This is a genomic window from Pseudomonas sp. Kh14, from assembly GCF_900291005.1.
Lineage (GTDB): Bacteria > Pseudomonadota > Gammaproteobacteria > Pseudomonadales > Pseudomonadaceae > Aquipseudomonas > Aquipseudomonas alloputida.
Genome location: NZ_OLKJ01000015.1, coordinates 159529 through 175755 on the forward strand (window position 1 = coordinate 159529; position 16227 = coordinate 175755).

Below are 16227 nucleotides of genomic sequence, written 5' to 3' on the forward strand. Positions count from 1 at the left end.
GTGGCCGGGCAGGCAACCCGCTGCAATCATTTCCCCCGGATCAACCGGCGCAATCCAAACCGGTTCGGATGGCAAGCCTCCGCCACTGCCCGCGGCAATGGCAGCGGTTCCCCACATACCCAGGCCGCCACCAGCTCGCCACTCAACGGCGCTGTTATCAACCCGCGTGAGCCATGCCCGCTGTTCACATACAACCCGCCCAGCCAAGGGCAGGGCACATCCGGTACTTGCCGCGCATCCCGGCCCAGCACTGCGTAGGCTTCGGCAAACGCCTGCGCGTCGGCGATGGGCCCGACGATCGGCAGGTAATCCGGGCTGGTGCAACGGAACGCAGCACGTCCCTGCAATTGCTCGGGGTCCCGCTCAGCCACAGCCAGCCGTTGCGCCAGATCGACGGAAATTTCGTCCAGCAGCGCCAGGTTGCCCTGGTGCTCGGCCACCGTCGGCGCAAGGTCTTCGCTATGAAAGTCAAAACTGGCCCCCAGTGTATGTTCACCCTCGCGCGGCGGTGCCACATAGCCTTCGGCGCACACTACGGTGCGCAGTGCCTGGCTGCTGGCGGTGGCCGGCAAGCGGGTGATCTGCCCGCGGATGCGCTTGAGTGGTAACTGCGCGCAAGGTTCGAAGCGCAGCACATCCGCCGCGCCGGCCAGGACCACCACTGGAGCGCGGGCTAACAGCTGGTCGCCAGCCCAGGCTTGCCACTGTTCATCCACTTTGCGCAGTTCGAGTACTTCCTGGTGGGTCACCACGCGAATACCAGGGTGCTGCAACTGCTGTTGGCACAGCGCCGGCGGGTGCACCCAGCCACCTTCGGGGTAGAACAACCCGCCGCCAGGCAACGCCACGCCGGCGATGGCTTCGGCCTCGGCGCGGGCCAGGCAGTGCAGCAAGCCATGGTCGAAGGCGGCAGCCAGCTTGCCCTGGCGTTCGGCCTCCTTGCTGTCGAAAGCCAGTTGTAGCACCCCGCAGGCATCCCAGTCCCGGCCACGCTGCAAGCGCTGCAGCTGGCGCCGGGTGTAGCCGAACCCGGACAGGATCATCTGCGACAGCGCGGTGCCGTGGGCAGACAGCTTGAGGTACAGCACCCCTTGCGGGTTGCCCGACGCCTCCTGGGCGGGGGCTTCGTGGCGCTCCAGCACGGTTACCTGCCAGCCGCGCCGGGCCAGGCTGGCGGCGCTGCTGCTGCCGGCAAGTCCGGCACCGATCACCAGCGCCTCGCGCGGCCCCTGTGTAACAGCGGGGCGCGCGTACCAAGGCGCGCATGGGCCGGGCAGGGGGCCGACGTAGGCGCCGCTCATCACCTCCCACTTCTTGCCGATGCCTGGCACCTTCTTCATGGCGAAGCCGGCTTCGACCAGGCTGCGGCGTACCCAGCCGGTGGTGGTGAAGGTACCCAGCACCGTGCCCGGATGCGATAGCCGCGCCAGTTGCGCAAACAGCTCCGGGGTCCACATGTCGGGGTTCTTGGCGGGGGCGAAGCCGTCGAGGAACCACACATCGATCTGTGCATCGAGTTGCGGCAGTTGTTCCAGCACATCGCCGATCAACAGGGTCAGGGTGACCCTGCCACCGGCGAAGGTGAACTGTTGAAAGCCCGGGTGCACCGCCACGTATTGCTCCAGCAGCGGCTCGGTATAGGCGGCCAGTTCAGGCCACAGGCGCACTGCGCGGGCCATGTCGGCGTGGTCGAGGGGGTACTTCTCGACGCTGACGAAGTGCAGGCGCGCGTCGCTGTGTGCGTGCTGGTCGAACAGCTGCCAGGCGCAGAAAAAATTCATGCCGGTGCCAAAACCGGTTTCGCCGATCACCGTGCAGGCGTGCGGCGCCAGGTTGGCAAAACGCTCGGCCAGGCGGGTCTGGCCGAGGAACACGTGCTTGGTTTCTTCGATGCCTTCGTTGACTGCGAAATAGACGTCGTCATAGTGCCGCGAATGGGGGCGGCCCTGGTCGTCCCAGTCGATCTGGGCGTGCTGGAGGAGGGTGGGCATGGTTGGCTCGGTTGCAGCGGATGGCGGGATTTTATGCCATCCGGCTGAGCTGTGGGAGCGCGTTCATTGGTGAAGAGGTCAATACAGGCCGAAATGAAATCCGCTAGTCTTGCTTATCCATTGAAGGAGCCAGTGCATGTTCGAATCTGCCGAAATCGGCCACAGCATCGACAAGGAGGCTTACGACGCCGAGGTACCCGCTTTACGCGAGGCCCTGCTCGAAGCCCAGTACGAACTCAAGCAGCAGGCGCGTTTTCCGGTGATCGTGCTGATCAACGGCATTGAAGGCGCCGGCAAGGGTGAGACGGTAAAACTGCTCAACGAGTGGATGGACCCGCGCATGATCGATGTGCTCACCTTCGACCAGCAGACCGACGAAGAGCTGGCCCGCCCACCCGCCTGGCGCTATTGGCGGGCCTTGCCACCCAAGGGGCGAATGGGTGTGTTCTTTGGCAACTGGTACAGCCAGATGCTGCAGGGGCGGGTGCATGGGGTGTTCAAGGATGCCGTGCTCGATCAGGCCATTACCGGTGCCGAACGCCTGGAAGAGATGCTTTGCGATGAAGGTGCGCTGATCATCAAGTTCTGGTTCCACCTGTCCAAGAAGCAGATGAAGGCCCGGCTGAAATCGCTCAAGGACGATCCGCTGCACAGCTGGAAGATCAGCCCGCTGGATTGGCAGCAGTCGCAAACCTACGACCGCTTCGTGCGCTTTGGCGAGCGCGTGCTGCGCCGCACCAGCCGCGACTACGCGCCATGGCACATCATCGAAGGAGTAGACCCGAATTACCGTAGCCTGGCGGTGGGGCGCATTCTGCTGGAAAGCCTGCAAGCCGCGCTGGCCAACAACCCCAAGGGCAAGCACCAGGGCAACGTGGCTCCATTGGGCCGCAGCATCGACGACCGCAGCCTGCTTGGCGCCCTGGACATGACCTTGCGCCTGGACAAGGTCGACTATCAGGAACAGTTGATCACCGAACAGGCCCGTCTGGCCGGCCTGCTGCGTGACAAGCGCATGCGCCGGCACGCCCTGGTGGCGGTGTTCGAAGGCAACGACGCCGCTGGCAAGGGGGGCGCCATCCGCCGCGTGGCGGCGGCGCTGGACCCGCGACAGTACCGTATCGTGCCGATTGCCGCGCCTACCGAAGAAGAGCGCGCCCAGCCGTACCTGTGGCGGTTCTGGCGGCACATCCCGGCACGGGGCAAGTTCACCATCTTCGACCGTTCCTGGTATGGCCGGGTGCTGGTGGAGCGGGTGGAAGGCTTCTGCAGCCCCGCTGACTGGATGCGTGCCTACAGCGAGATCAACGACTTTGAAGAGCAGTTGGTGGATGCCGGCGTGGTGGTGGTCAAGTTCTGGCTGGCGATCGACCAGCAGACCCAACTGGAGCGCTTCGAAGAGCGTGAGCAAATTCCGTTCAAACGCTACAAGATCACCGAGGATGACTGGCGCAACCGTGACAAGTGGGACGAATATTCCCAGGCGGTGGGCGACATGGTCGACCGCACCAGCAGCGAGATTGCCCCTTGGACGCTGGTGGAGGCCAATGACAAGCGCTGGGCGCGGGTGAAGGTGGTGCGCACCATCAATCAGGCGCTTGAGGCGGCGTTTGCCAAGCACAAGAAATAGCCGAAGGTGATGTTGCCTGTTCTGGCCCTTTCGCGGGTAAACCCGCTCCTACGACGGATCGCCGCTGAACTGCGCCTCGGATGTTGGACAAAAAATCCAACACCGGGGCGCAGCTCACGCTCCTGTAGGAGCGGGTTTACCCGCGAAGAGGTCAGTACAGGCAACACCTCCCCCCAGCCATGCCCCAAAAGAATGACCTGATGAATTCTTTTCTCGGCACTCTCCACCGTCTCCGTCCTCCAACCCCGTAGAATTCAACAACCCCCACCACGGGCTTGATCGAGGATTCTATGCACACCACTTCTGGCCGCTGGGGCTATGGACTGTTCCTGGCACTTCTGACAGCGCTGCTCTGGGGCATCCTGCCGATCAAGCTCAAGCAGGTACTGCAAGTGGTCGACCCGATCACTGTCACCTGGTACCGCCTGCTGGTCTCCGGCGGCCTGCTGTTCGCCTGGTTGGCGGCTCAGCGGCGTTTGCCGTCCATACGCAAGCTGGCGCCCAGGGGCAAGGGCCTGGTGCTGGTTGCGGTGCTCGGCCTGATGGGCAACTACGTGCTCTACCTGATCGGTCTCAAACTGCTTAGCCCCGGCACCGCACAACTGGTGGTACAGATCGGCCCGGTGCTGTTGCTGGTGGCCAGCGTGTTCGTGTTCCGCGAGCGCTTCAGTGTGGGGCAGGGCATGGGCCTGTTGGTGCTGCTGGCAGGGTTTGGCCTGTTCTTCAACCAGCGCCTGGAAGAGCTGCTGACTTCACTGGGTACCTACACCACCGGCGTGTTGACCATCTTGCTGGCGACCAGCATCTGGGTGTTCTACGCCCTGAGCCAAAAGCAGTTGCTGACCGTGTGGCACTCGCAGCAGGTGATGATGGTGATCTACCTCAGCTGCGCTGCGCTGCTGACACCTTGGGTGCACCCGCTGGAGGCCTTGCAACTGACCCCGGTGCAAGGCTGGCTGCTGCTGGCCTGTTGCCTGAATACCCTGGTGGCATACGGCGCGTTTGCCGAAGCACTGGCGCACTGGGAGGCGTCGCGGGTTAGTGCCACGCTGGCGCTGACCCCGCTGGTGACCTTCGTTGCGGTGGCGCTGGCGGCGTTGGTTTGGCCTGAGTATGTGCATGCCGAGGACATCAACGCCCTGGGCTATGTGGGGGCGGTCACGGTAGTGTTCGGTTCGGCGCTGGTGGCGCTGGGGCCCTCGCTGATGGCGGGTTGGCGGGCCCGCAGGGCGCGGTTGGCCTAGGTCTGTCGATTGCCTGTACCGGCCCTTTCGCGGGTAAACCCGCTCCTACAATGGATCATCTCGGTGTAGGAGCGGGTTTACCCGCGAAAGGGCCGGTACAGGCTACAGAGCAGTCAACCCTTGCCGCCCGGCGCCAGCATGTTCTCTGGCCGCACCCACTGGTCGAACTGCTCATTGGTCAGGTACTTCAACGCCAAGGCCGCCTCGCGCAAGGTCGTGCCCTCGCTGTAAGCCTTCTTGGCAATTTCTGCCGCCTTGTCATAGCCGATATGCGGGTTCAGCGCCGTCACCAGCATCAACCCGCGCTCCAGGTGCGCGGCCATCTGCTCCGCATCCGGCTCGATACCCGCCACGCAATGCTGCTGGAAGTTGCGGCAACCATCGGCCAGCAATTCGATGGATTGCAGCAGGTTATGGATGATCACCGGCTTGAACACATTCAACTGCAAATGCCCCTGGCTGGCGGCAAAGCCGATGGCCGCGTCGTTGCCCAGTACCTGGCAGGCCAGCATCGACAGCGCTTCGCACTGGGTAGGGTTGACCTTGCCCGGCATGATCGAGCTGCCCGGCTCGTTGGCTGGCAGGCGCACCTCGGCAAGCCCGGCGCGAGGGCCGGACCCCAGCAGGCGCAGGTCGTTGGCGATTTTCATCAGGGCCACGGCCAGGGTCTTCAGGGCCCCCGCCAGGCTGGTCAGCGGCTCGTGGCCGGCGAGGGCGGCGAACTTGTTGGGTGCAGTGATGAACGGCAGGCCGGACAGCGCCGCCAGCTCGGCCGCGATGGCCTCGGCAAAACCCTGCGGGGCGTTGAGCCCGGTACCCACGGCAGTGCCGCCCTGGGCCAGTTCGCACACCGCCGGCAGGGTGGCGCGGATGGCGCGCTGGGCGTAATCGAGCTGGGCGACGAAGGCCGACACTTCCTGGCCGAAGGTAATCGGCGTGGCGTCCATCATGTGCGTGCGGCCGGTTTTTACCAGCTTGTGGTGACGCATCGACAGCTCGGCCAGCCCCGAAGACAGTTCGGTGACGGCCGGCAGCAGCTTTTCATGCACCGCCTGGGCTGCCGCAATGTGCATGGCGGTGGGGAAGCAGTCGTTGGAGCTCTGCGAGCGGTTGACGTGGTCATTGGGGTGTACTGGCGCCTTGCCGCCACGGCCTTTGCCGGCCAGTTCGTTGGCGCGTCCGGCGATCACCTCGTTGACGTTCATGTTGCTCTGGGTGCCACTGCCCGTCTGCCAGACGACGAGCGGGAACTGATCGTCGTGCTGGCCATCCAGTACTTCATCGGCGGCCTGTTCGATCAGCCGGGCGATGTCGGCCGGCAGGTCGCCATTGCGGTCGTTGACGCGCGCCGCGGCCTTCTTGATCAGTGCCAGGGCGTGCAGCACCGCGAGGGGCATGCGTTCCTTGCCAATGGCGAAGTTGATCAGCGAACGCTGGGTCTGCGCACCCCAGTAGGCGTCCTCCGGAACTTCGACCGGGCCCAGGCTGTCTGTCTCGATACGGCTCATTCTGTACTCACTCCTGTGTAGTTCGAAATCGCAGTTTAGGCCCTGATTCGACCGAGCGGTTCCGTCGCTCGTCGTGCCACTTGAGCACATCGCCACCACGGCGCAGAATGCTCTACTCTGAGGTGCCCGCCTCCCTCTCTTTGAAGGAAATGCAATGACCCGTCTCCGTGTCCTTTGTGCCGCCGTTGCCCTGGTTTGCGCCAGCGGCCAGGTACTCGCTGCCACCGCCAGCCACAACGCTGCTGCCGAGAAATTCCTGACCCTGGCCAACGCCGACAAGCTGGGCACCCCGGTGTACATGCAAGTGCAGCAGATGTTCGCCCAGCGTTTCGGCCAGACCAAGGCCCCGGCCGCCAAGCAGCCCGTACTGGAAAGCTACCAGGCCAAGGCCAATGCCGCGCTGGACAACGCCATCGGCTGGAACAAGCTGAAGCCGAAGATGGTCGACCTGTACACCCGCACCTTCACCGAGCAGGAGCTGAAGGACCTGGTCAAGTTCTACGAATCGCCGCTGGGCAAGAAAGTGCTGCGTGAAATGCCCAAGGTCACTCAGCAGTCGGCACAGCTGACCCAGCAGAGCCTGGAACCAGCAGTACCGGTGGTGAACAAGCTGCTGGAAGACATGACCAAAGAGCTGGACCCGAACGCAGGCAAGGCCGCCGCCCCAGCGAAGAAGTGAGTACGCCGCAATGACCATGCAACAACGTATCGAACAGCAACTGGCCGCGCTGGCGCCGCAACATCTGGAAGTGCTCAACGAAAGTCACATGCACAGTCGTGGTCAGGAGACCCACTACAAGGCGGTGATCGTCAGCGAGCAGTTTGCCGGGTTGAACAGCGTCAAGCGCCACCAGAAGGTCTACGCCACCATGGGTGAGCTGATGGGCGAGATCCATGCCCTGGCCATCCACACCTACACCGCCGAAGAGTGGGCCAAGGTCGGCGTTGCACCGGCCTCGCCCGTGTGTGCAGGCGGCGGGCACTGAAACCTTTTTGTTGTTCTGGTAGAATCCTGCAAGATCCGGGGGCCGCTTTGCGGCCCTTTCGCGACACAAGGCCGCTCCCACAGGAACCGCACTAGCCATCGGGTTACGCGGTCCCTGTGGGAGCGGCCTTGTGTCGCGAAAGGGGCGCAAAGCGCCCCCATGCTTTTTCTATACCTGTCAAACCCGGTCCGCCCCTTACGAGGGCAACCACCTGGAGATTCCGTTACATGTCTCAAGCCATCGTCGTCGCGGCGCTGTACAAGTTCGTCACCCTGGAAGATTACGTCGAGCTGCGCGAGCCGCTGCTCAAGACCATGCTCGACAACAACGTCAAAGGCACCCTGCTGCTGGCCCACGAGGGCATCAACGGCACCGTTTCGGGCACCCGGGAAGGCATTGATGGCCTGCTGGCATGGTTGCGCAGCGACTCGCGTCTGGTCGACATCGACCATAAAGAGTCGTACTGCGACGAACAGCCGTTCTACCGCACCAAGGTCAAGCTCAAGAAAGAGATCGTCACCCTCGGCGTGCCGGGCGTAGACCCCAACCAGGCCGTTGGCACCTATGTCGAGCCCAAGGACTGGAACGCCCTGATCAGCGACCCTGAAGTGCTGCTGATCGACACCCGCAACGACTACGAAGTGGCCATCGGTACGTTCAAGGGCGCCATCGATCCGAAGACCGAAACCTTCCGTGAGTTCCCGGAGTACATCAAGGCCAATTTCGACCCGAGCAAGCACAAGAAGGTCGCGATGTTCTGCACCGGCGGCATCCGTTGTGAAAAAGCCTCCAGCTACATGCTCGGTGAAGGCTTCGAGTCGGTCTATCATCTTAAGGGCGGCATCCTGAAATACTTCGAGGAAGTGCCTCAGGAAGAAAGCCTGTGGGACGGCGACTGCTTCGTCTTCGACAACCGGGTTACGGTGCGTCATGACCTGAGCGAGGGCGAGTACGACCAGTGCCACGCCTGCCGCCATCCGATCAATGCAGAGGAGCGCGCGTCCGAGCACTATTCGCCAGGTGTCAGCTGCCCGCATTGCTGGGACAGCCTGAGCGAGAAGACCCGGCGCAGTGCCATCGACCGGCAGAAGCAGATCGAGCTGGCCAAGGCCCGCAACCTGCCGCATCCGATCGGTTACAACTACAAAGCCGAGGCTTGAAGCATGTCTGCACGCCTGATCTATGTGATGGACCCGATGTGCTCCTGGTGCTGGGGTTTTGCGCCAGTGGCCGCGGCCCTGATCGCCCAGGCGCGTGAGGCAGGCGTGCCTGCCCACTTGGTACCGGGCGGGCTGCGCACTGGCGGCAGCGCCCTGGACAGCTCCACTCGCAAGTACATCCTGGAACACTGGCAGGCGGTGGCTGATGCTACCGGCCAGCCGTTCCGCTTCGAGGGGGCCATGCCTGACGGCTTCGTCTACGACACCGAGCCGGCCTGCCGCGCCCTGGTCGCGGCCCGCGAGCTGGATGCCGAGCGTGTCTGGCCGCTGCTGGCGTTGATCCAGCGTTCGTTCTACGAACAGGGCATCGATGTAACCACCGCGCCGCAGCTGGTCGAGCTGGCCTCCCAGTGTGGCTTCGACCGTGCCGCGTTTGCCGAAACCTTCGCCCGTGCCGATACCCGCGCCGCCACCGCGGCCGACTTCGCCTGGGCCCAGGATCTGGGTATTGCCGGTTTCCCGACCTTGCTGGCCGAGCGCAATGGCCAACTGGCCTTGCTGACCAACGGCTACCAGCCGCTGGAGCGCCTGCAATCCTTGCTCGGCCGCTGGCTGCAGCAGGCCGCCTGTGCTTGATGTACCAGGGTCACCCGACCCGGTACCGGGCAAGCCATACACTGCGGGCGATCGACTGAGCTGGGCGGAAATCCGCCGCCTGGCCCTGCATCACAAGAAAAACCTCTGGTCCGCCAACCTCGTTGCGTTATTGGCGGCGTGTTGCAGTGTGCCCATTCCGCTGCTGCTGCCGCTGTTGGTGGACGAAGTACTGCTCGGCCATGGCGATGCCGCGCTGAAGTGGATGAACCACCTGCTGCCGTCCAACTGGCAGGTAGCAGCCGGCTACATCGGCCTGATGCTGGCGCTCACCCTATGCCTGCGCCTGGCTTCGCTGGCCTTCAACGTGATCCAGTCCAAGCTGTTCGCCGGGCTGGCCAAGGACATCGTCTACCGCCTGCGCATCCGCCTGATCGAGCGCCTCAAGCGTATTTCGCTGAAAGAGTACGAAAGCCTGGGCAGCGGCACGGTGACCACCCACCTGGTCACCGACCTGGACACCCTCGACAAGTTCGTTGGCGAAACCCTCAGCCGCTTCCTGGTGGCCATGCTGACACTGACCGGCACGGCGGCCATCCTGATCTGGATGCATTGGCAGCTGGCCTTGCTGATCTTGCTGTTCAACCCGCTGGTGATCTACTTCACCGTGCAGTTGGGCAAGCGGGTCAAACACCTGAAAAAACTCGAGAACGACAGCACCGCGCGCTTTACCCAGGCGCTGGCGGAAACCCTGGATGCCATCCAGGAAATCCGCGCCGGCAACCGCCAGGGCTACTTCCTTGGCCGCCTGGGTTTGCGTGCCCGCGAGGTGCGCGATTACGCCGTGGACTCGCAATGGAAAAGCGATGCCAGTGGCCGTGCCAGTGGTCTGCTGTTCCAGTTCGGCATCGACATCTTCCGCGCGGCGGCCATGCTGACCGTGCTGTTTTCCGACCTGTCGATCGGCCAGATGCTGGCGGTGTTCAGCTACCTGTGGTTCATGATCGGTCCGGTGGAGCAACTGCTTAATCTGCAATATGCGTACTACGCCGCAGGCGGTGCGCTGAGCCGCCTCAACGAGCTGCTGGCGCGTGCCGACGAGCCGCAATACCCGGCCGCCAGCGACCCGTTCGCCGGGCGCGAAACGGTGGGCATTGAAGTGCGCGACCTGCGCTTTGCCTATGCCGACGAGCCGGTGCTCGAGCACCTCGACCTGTCCATCGCTGCGGGTGAGAAGGTGGCGATTGTCGGTGCCAGCGGCGGCGGCAAGAGCACGCTGGTGCAGCTACTGCTGGGCCTTTACAGCGCGCAGGCCGGGACCATCCGCTTTGGCGGGGCCAGCCTGCAGGAAATCGGTTTGGAAACCCTGCGCGAGAACGTCGCGGTGGTGTTGCAGCACCCGTCGCTGTTCAACGACAGCGTGCGTGCCAACCTGACCATGGGTCGCGACTGTAGCGATGATGCCTGCTGGCAGGCGCTGCGCATCGCCCAGTTGGATGCCACCATCGCCGCCTTGCCGCAAGGCCTGGACAGTGTGGTAGGGCGTTCAGGCGTGCGCTTGTCCGGTGGCCAGCGCCAGCGTCTGGCCATTGCCCGCATGGTACTGGCTGAGCCCAAGGTGGTGATCCTCGACGAGGCCACCTCAGCCCTGGATGCCGCCACCGAGTACAACCTGCATCAGGCCTTGGCGTGCTTCCTCAGCGGCCGCACCACGCTGATCATCGCCCATCGCTTGTCGGCGGTGAAACAGGCCGACCGGGTGCTGGTGTTCGATGGCGGGCACGTGGCCGAAGACGGCGACCATCAGCAGCTGATTGCCGAGGGTGGGTTATACGCCAAGCTGTATGGGCATCTGCAGCAGAGCTGATTATCTGGCTGCCTTCACCGGGCTTTTGGGAGCAACAGTCTTGCTCAATTTCTAAAAGCTGGTGCGACCCTGTGGGAGCGGGCTTGCCCGCGAACACGGGCGAAGCCCGTGCCATCCACCGCGGTGTCTTCTTCGCGGGTAAACCCGCTCCTACAATGGCCAGCGCGTACGCTGTAAAAATCCCCGATTCCTTGTCATAAAAATCCCCGCCACAGCGATGGCAAATGGCCTACGCTGTGCTTGTCTGGGTCGATTTACGCCTTATCTGCTCTGTGACAGGGACTCCATGAAGGGAAATCGCACACTCGAAGCGCCAAAGTTGCTCGGCATCACATGGCCTTTCATCGCCGTCGTGGTCCTTCAGGTGGCGTTGGGCAGCCTCAGCCTTTATACGCTCTCGGCCGTGCGCGCCTATGTCGCGGGCGAAAGCCTGTGGTCCAAGGCGCAGAAAGATGCCATCTACTACCTCAGTCTGTACGGCGAGACGCAGGACGACAGCACCTACCAACGCTATCGCCAGGCCATTACCGTGCCCCAGGGTGACCATCGTCTGCGCGAGGTGCTCGACGACCCCAGCCCTGATCTGGACGCCGCGCGACAGGCGGTTCTGCAAGGTGGCAACCACCCTGACGATGTCGATCGGATCATCTGGTTCTACCGCAATTTTCGCCATGTCAGCTATATGCAGACAGCCATCGATTACTGGGACATCGGTGACGACTATCTGGCCAAGCTGGATGTACTGGCCGGTGAAATGCGCCAGCGTTTTGCCAATGGCCCGGCGGATCCAGACACTGTCAGCGATTGGAAGGCCCGCATTGTCGCCATCAACGAAGGCGTGACCCCGGCGGCCAAGGCCTTCAGTGATGCCTTGGGTGAAGGCTCGCGTATGTTGCTGCGGGTGCTGCTGATCACCAACCTGCTGACCGCGATGTTCCTGATCGCCATTGCCTGGCGCCGCTCCAGCAAGCTGTTGGCCCAGCGCCAGGCCTTTGCCAGCGCCCTGCAGGAAGAAAAAGAGCGAGCGCAGATTACCCTGCAGGCCATCGGTGATGCGGTGATCACCACTGATGTCGAGGGCAGTATCGGCTACATGAACCCGGCCGCTGAGCAATTGACCCACTGGCAATCCGGCCAGGCCCAGGGCCTGCCGCTGTCGGCACTGTTCAGCCTGGTTGATGAACACGCCGAGGAGGACGGTCGCAGCTTGGTCGAACAGGTGCTCAGCGGCAGCCTCAAGGGCGGCTCCGAGCATGCCCGGCTGATCCAGCGCCTGGACGGCAGTACCGTGTCGATCAACCTGGTAGGCTCGCCGATCCTCAATGATGGCCAGGTCAGTGGCATCGTGCTGGTGTTGCACGACATGACCCAGGAACGCCAGTACATCGCCAACCTGTCCTGGCAGGCAACTCACGACGCCCTGACCGGGCTGGCCAACCGCCGCGAGTTCGAATACCGCCTGGAGCAGGCGCTCAACGACCTGGCGCGCCAGGCCGGGCGGCATTCGCTGATGTTCCTCGACCTCGACCAGTTCAAGCTGGTCAACGACACCTGTGGCCACGCTGCCGGCGATGAGTTGCTGCGGCACATCTGCGCGGTGCTGCAATCCGGCCTGCGTGAGGGCGATACGCTCGCGCGGCTGGGCGGCGATGAGTTTGGCGTGCTGCTGGAAAACTGCCCGCCCGACCAGGCCGAGCGCATCGGCGAACAATTACGCCAGATGGTGCAGAGCCTGCACTTCGTATGGAAAGGGCGGCCGTTCGTAACCACGGTCAGCATTGGCCTGGTGCATATGGCCCAGGCCCCCGGTACCCTGGAGGCCTCGCTGCGCGCCGCCGACATGGCCTGCTACATGGCCAAGGAAAAGGGCCGAAACCGTGTGCAGGTGTACCACGCCGACGACAGCGAACTGTCCATGCGTTTTGGCGAGATGGCCTGGATCCAGCGCCTGCATGTGGCCCTGGAAGAAAACCGCTTTTGCCTCTACGCCCAGGAAATCGCCCCGCTCAAATCCTTCGAGGGCCCGGGCCATATCGAAATTCTGTTGCGCCTGCACGACGAAAGCGGCCGCACCATCCTGCCCAGCAGCTTCATCCCGGCGGCCGAGCGCTACGGCCTGATGACCGCGCTGGACCGCTGGGTGGTGCGCAATGTGTTCATGGTCATACGCCAGTGCCTGGAAGAAGGGCGTGAAGGGCCATTGTCGACCTGTGCCATCAACCTGTCGGGGTCCAGTATTGGCGACGACAAGTTCCTTGAATACCTCCAGCGGTTGTTTGTCGAATACGCCATTCCGCCGCGAATGATCTGCTTTGAAATTACCGAAACCAGCGCCATTGCCAACCTGGGCAGCGCCATTCGCTTCATCAACGAGCTGAAAGGGCTGGGTTGCCGTTTCTCGCTCGATGATTTTTGCGCCGGCATGTCCTCGTTCGCCTATCTCAAGCATTTGCCCGTGGACTACCTGAAGATTGACGGCAGTTTCGTCAAGGACATGCTCGACGACCCGGTCAACCGGGCCATGGTCGAGGTCATCAACCATATCGGCCATGTGATGGGTAAGCGCACGATTGCCGAGTTCGTCGAAACACCCTTGATCGAGCAGGCCTTGCAGGAAATAGGCGTGGATTACGCCCAGGGCTACCTGATCGAACGCCCCCAGGTGTTCACCTGTGACAGTCTGCAGCGCCAACGGATCGCCGCCCGGCCTCTGTTGCAGCGAGCACCTGGCACGTTTCGCTAGTTGGAAATCACAAGGATCAAGGAGCTGAAAGTGATTGACGCATTCGTTCGTATCGGGCCTTTGATGGACCCCGCCAGTTACCCCCAATGGGCCCAGCAACTGATTGAAGACTGCCGCGAGAGCAAGCGCAGGGTGGTTGAGCATGAGTTTTATGCACGACTACGCGATGGCCAGCTGAAGCAATCGACCATCCGCCAGTACCTCATCGGTGGCTGGCCGGTGGTGGAGCAGTTTTCGTTGTACATGGCGCATAACCTGACCAAGACCCGCTATGGCCGGCATCAGGGCGAGGACATGGCGCGGCGCTGGCTGATGCGCAACATCCGCGTCGAGCTCAACCATGCCGACTACTGGGTGAACTGGTGCCAGGCGCACGGTGTGCATCTGCACGAGTTGCAGGCGCAAGAAGTGCCGCCCGAGCTGAACGGCCTGAACGATTGGTGCTGGCGGGTGTGCGCCACCGAGAACCTGGCCATTTCCATGGCGGCGACCAACTACGCCATCGAAGGCGCGACCGGTGAATGGTCGGCGGTGGTGTGCTCGACCGACACCTATGCGCAGGGGTTTCCTGAAGAAGGGCGCAAGCGGGCGATGAAGTGGCTGAAGATGCATGCCCAGTATGACGATGCGCACCCGTGGGAGGCGCTGGAAATCATCTGTACCCTGGCTGGTGAGAACCCCACCCTGGGGTTGCGGACCGAGCTGCGCAGGGCCATTTGCAAGAGTTACGACTGCATGTTCCTGTTCCTGGAGCGCTGCATGCAGCTGGAAGGGCGCCAGCAAGGCCGTATGCGGCCGGCGTTGGCTGCGGGCTGATCGCTTTCCTGTACCGGCCTCTTCGCGGGCTTGCCCGCTCCCACAGGATCACCGCAACTTTCAAGGACTGCGCCCTACCTGTGGGAGCGGGCAAGCCCGCGAAGAGGCCGATGCAGGTTTATTGGGCGTTGAACGCCTGCCCGTTCACCCCTGTGCTGTCCGGCCCCATCAGGTACAGGTACACCGGCATGATCTCTTCGGGCAGCGGGTTGTTCTGCGGGTTCTCGCCGGGGTAGGCCTGGGCCCGCATCGCCGTGCGCGTGGCGCCTGGGTTGATACTGTTGGCGCGCACCGGCGCCACGCCTTCCAGTTCATCAGCCAAGGTCTGCATCAGGCCTTCGGTGGCGAACTTCGACACGCCATAGGCGCCCCAGTAAGCCCGGCCCTTGCGCCCCACGCTGCTGCTGGTGAACACCACCGAAGCGTCTTCCGACAGCTTCAGCAGCGGCAGCAGGGTGCTGGTGAGCATGAAGGTGGCATTGACGTTGATGTGCATCACGCGCATGAAGTTGTCGCCCGACAGCTGTTCCAGCGGTGTGCGCGGGCCGATGATCGACGCATTGTTGAGCAGGCCATCGAGGCGGCCGAACTGGCCTTCGATCATGGCCGCCAGCTCGTCGTACTGGTGTGGCAGGGCGGTTTCCAGGTTGAACGGGATAACCACCGGCTGCGGGTGGCCGGCGGCTTCGATCTGGTCGTAGACCTCGTTCAGGTTGGCCTCGGTCTTGCCCAGTAGCAGCACGGTGGCACCCAGGGCGGCATAGGCCTTGGCAGCTGCGGCACCAATGCCACGGCCGGCACCGGTAACCAGGATGACCCGGCCTTGCAGCAGGTCGGGGCGGGCGGTGTAGTCGAACATGGTTCTGTCCTTCGAGTTCGTGTGGGCGGCCCGGGGCTATCGTAGGAGCGGGTTTGCCCGCGAATGCGTCAGCCCAGACAACACTGGCGTCTGATCGGACGCATTCGCGGGTAAACCCGCTCCTACAAAAGGGCGGTGCCCGGTCATCGGTCTGGGTTCAGCAGCCGCACAGCGCGCTGTCGATCACTTTGCGCAGTTCCAGCGGGTGGTCCACCACCACGTCGGCACCCCAGTTGTTGGGGTTGTCCTCTGGATGAATATAGCCGTAGCGCACGGCTGCCGTGCGGGTACCTGCGTCGCGGCCAGACTCGATGTCGCGCAGGTCGTCGCCGACGAACAGCACACTGGCCGGGTCCAGATTCAGCGTCTTGCAGGCCAGGATCAGCGGCTCGGGGTCGGGTTTGCTGTTTTTCACGTGGTCCGGGCAAATCAGCAATGCCGAGCGCTCGGCCAGGCCCAGCTGCTGCATGATCGGCTCGGCGAAGCGCACCGGCTTGTTGGTGACGACGCCCCACAGCAGGTTGCCTTTCTCGATGTCGGCCAGCAGCTCGGCCATGCCCTCGAACAGCTTGCTGTGCACCGCGCAGTCGCGCTGGTAACGCTCGAGGAACTCCAGGCGCAGGGCCTCGAAGCCGTCAGCCTCCGGGTCCATGGCGAACGCAGTGGCAACCATGGCGCGGGCGCCACCCGAGATAACGCCACGGATCAGGTTGTCGTCAACGGCCGGCAGCCCGCGTTCGGCGAGCATGGCCTGGCAAATGGCGATGAAGTCCGGCGCCGTGTCCAGCAAGGTGCCGTCCATGTCGAAGAGTACTGCTCGCAAACGCAT

13 protein-coding genes are annotated in these 16227 nt (G+C 63.3%); 9 read left to right on the forward strand and 4 right to left on the reverse strand.

Translation table 11 applies throughout. The features are described from left to right. Positions 1–26 precede the first annotated feature (26 nt). Positions 27–1991 (reverse strand): bifunctional tRNA (5-methylaminomethyl-2-thiouridine)(34)-methyltransferase MnmD/FAD-dependent 5-carboxymethylaminomethyl-2-thiouridine(34) oxidoreductase MnmC, encoded by a 1965-nt coding sequence (gene mnmC / locus FQ668_RS07965; RefSeq protein WP_019437324.1) that lies wholly within the window; start codon positions 1989–1991, stop codon positions 27–29. 136 nt (positions 1992–2127) lie between these two features. Between mnmC and pap the strand changes: the two genes are divergently transcribed. Together pap and FQ668_RS07975 are read left to right on the forward strand one after the other, a co-directional pair. Next, positions 2128–3621: a polyphosphate:AMP phosphotransferase gene (gene pap, locus FQ668_RS07970; protein WP_014592035.1), complete on the forward strand. Its 1494-nt coding sequence runs from the start codon at positions 2128–2130 to the stop codon at positions 3619–3621. A gap of 290 nt (positions 3622–3911) precedes the next feature. Beyond that, the gene (locus FQ668_RS07975; RefSeq protein WP_019437325.1) at positions 3912–4865 is read left to right on the forward strand and encodes a DMT family transporter; all 954 of its coding nucleotides are present in this window, start codon (positions 3912–3914) and stop codon (positions 4863–4865) included. 113 nt (positions 4866–4978) lie between these two features. On the opposite strand, the gene FQ668_RS07980 is transcribed toward FQ668_RS07975, so the two are convergent. Further along, positions 4979–6373 carry a class II fumarate hydratase gene (locus FQ668_RS07980; RefSeq protein WP_010952795.1) on the reverse strand — a complete coding sequence of 465 codons (1395 nt, stop codon included), beginning with the start codon at positions 6371–6373 and terminating at the stop codon, positions 4979–4981. A 154-nt stretch (positions 6374–6527) separates the two neighbouring features. On the opposite strand from FQ668_RS07980, the gene FQ668_RS07985 reads away from it, so the two are divergent. From FQ668_RS07985 to FQ668_RS08015, 7 genes are all read left to right on the forward strand, one after another. Continuing rightward, positions 6528–7052, forward strand: a complete 525-nt coding sequence (locus FQ668_RS07985; protein WP_014592033.1) for a DUF2059 domain-containing protein — start codon at positions 6528–6530, stop codon at positions 7050–7052. Positions 7053–7062: 10 nt separating this feature from the next. Then, positions 7063–7359 carry a BolA family transcriptional regulator gene (locus tag FQ668_RS07990; RefSeq protein WP_010952797.1) on the forward strand — a complete coding sequence of 99 codons (297 nt, stop codon included), beginning with the start codon at positions 7063–7065 and terminating at the stop codon, positions 7357–7359. Between the two features lie 227 nt (positions 7360–7586). After that, a complete protein-coding gene (locus FQ668_RS07995) occupies positions 7587–8519 on the forward strand; it encodes a rhodanese-related sulfurtransferase (protein WP_014592032.1) in 933 nt (310 codons plus the stop codon). Between the two features lie 3 nt (positions 8520–8522). Further along, positions 8523–9155 (forward strand): DsbA family protein, encoded by a 633-nt coding sequence (locus FQ668_RS08000; RefSeq protein ID WP_014592031.1) that lies wholly within the window; start codon positions 8523–8525, stop codon positions 9153–9155. Continuing rightward, complete coding sequence (locus tag FQ668_RS08005; protein ID WP_019437300.1) at positions 9148–10980, forward strand: ABC transporter ATP-binding protein; 1833 nt, start codon at positions 9148–9150, stop codon at positions 10978–10980. Before FQ668_RS08000 ends, FQ668_RS08005 begins: the two co-directional genes overlap by 8 nt. 286 nt (positions 10981–11266) lie before the next feature. After that, positions 11267–13723: an EAL domain-containing protein gene (locus FQ668_RS08010; RefSeq protein ID WP_019437299.1), complete on the forward strand. Its 2457-nt coding sequence runs from the start codon at positions 11267–11269 to the stop codon at positions 13721–13723. A gap of 30 nt (positions 13724–13753) precedes the next feature. Beyond that, positions 13754–14539 carry a TenA family transcriptional regulator gene (locus tag FQ668_RS08015; RefSeq protein ID WP_010952802.1) on the forward strand — a complete coding sequence of 262 codons (786 nt, stop codon included), beginning with the start codon at positions 13754–13756 and terminating at the stop codon, positions 14537–14539. A 118-nt stretch (positions 14540–14657) separates the two neighbouring features. Here FQ668_RS08015 and FQ668_RS08025 read toward each other — a convergent pair whose 3' ends face one another. Then, positions 14658–15398, reverse strand: a complete 741-nt coding sequence (locus FQ668_RS08025; RefSeq protein ID WP_003252656.1) for a YciK family oxidoreductase — start codon at positions 15396–15398, stop codon at positions 14658–14660. A gap of 157 nt (positions 15399–15555) precedes the next feature. Beyond that, positions 15556–16227, reverse strand: coding sequence for an N-acetylmuramic acid 6-phosphate phosphatase MupP (gene mupP, locus FQ668_RS08030; RefSeq protein ID WP_010952803.1), 672 nt, complete (start codon positions 16225–16227; stop codon positions 15556–15558).

Bases quoted from the DNA above. Each gene is read 5' to 3' on its own strand.
- mnmC (WP_019437324.1), bottom strand. From the start codon at position 1,991: ATGCCCACCCTCCTCCAGCACGCCCAGATCGACTGGGACGACCAGGGC.
- pap (WP_014592035.1), top strand. From the start codon at position 2,128: ATGTTCGAATCTGCCGAAATCGGCCACAGCATCGACAAGGAGGCTTAC.
- FQ668_RS07975 (WP_019437325.1), top strand. From the start codon at position 3,912: ATGCACACCACTTCTGGCCGCTGGGGCTATGGACTGTTCCTGGCACTT.
- FQ668_RS07980 (WP_010952795.1), bottom strand. From the start codon at position 6,373: ATGAGCCGTATCGAGACAGACAGCCTGGGCCCGGTCGAAGTTCCGGAG.
- FQ668_RS07985 (WP_014592033.1), top strand. From the start codon at position 6,528: ATGACCCGTCTCCGTGTCCTTTGTGCCGCCGTTGCCCTGGTTTGCGCC.
- FQ668_RS07990 (WP_010952797.1), top strand. From the start codon at position 7,063: ATGACCATGCAACAACGTATCGAACAGCAACTGGCCGCGCTGGCGCCG.
- FQ668_RS07995 (WP_014592032.1), top strand. From the start codon at position 7,587: ATGTCTCAAGCCATCGTCGTCGCGGCGCTGTACAAGTTCGTCACCCTG.
- FQ668_RS08000 (WP_014592031.1), top strand. From the start codon at position 8,523: ATGTCTGCACGCCTGATCTATGTGATGGACCCGATGTGCTCCTGGTGC.
- FQ668_RS08010 (WP_019437299.1), top strand. From the start codon at position 11,267: ATGAAGGGAAATCGCACACTCGAAGCGCCAAAGTTGCTCGGCATCACA.
- FQ668_RS08025 (WP_003252656.1), bottom strand. From the start codon at position 15,398: ATGTTCGACTACACCGCCCGCCCCGACCTGCTGCAAGGCCGGGTCATC.
- mupP (WP_010952803.1), bottom strand. From the start codon at position 16,227: ATGCGTTTGCGAGCAGTACTCTTCGACATGGACGGCACCTTGCTGGAC.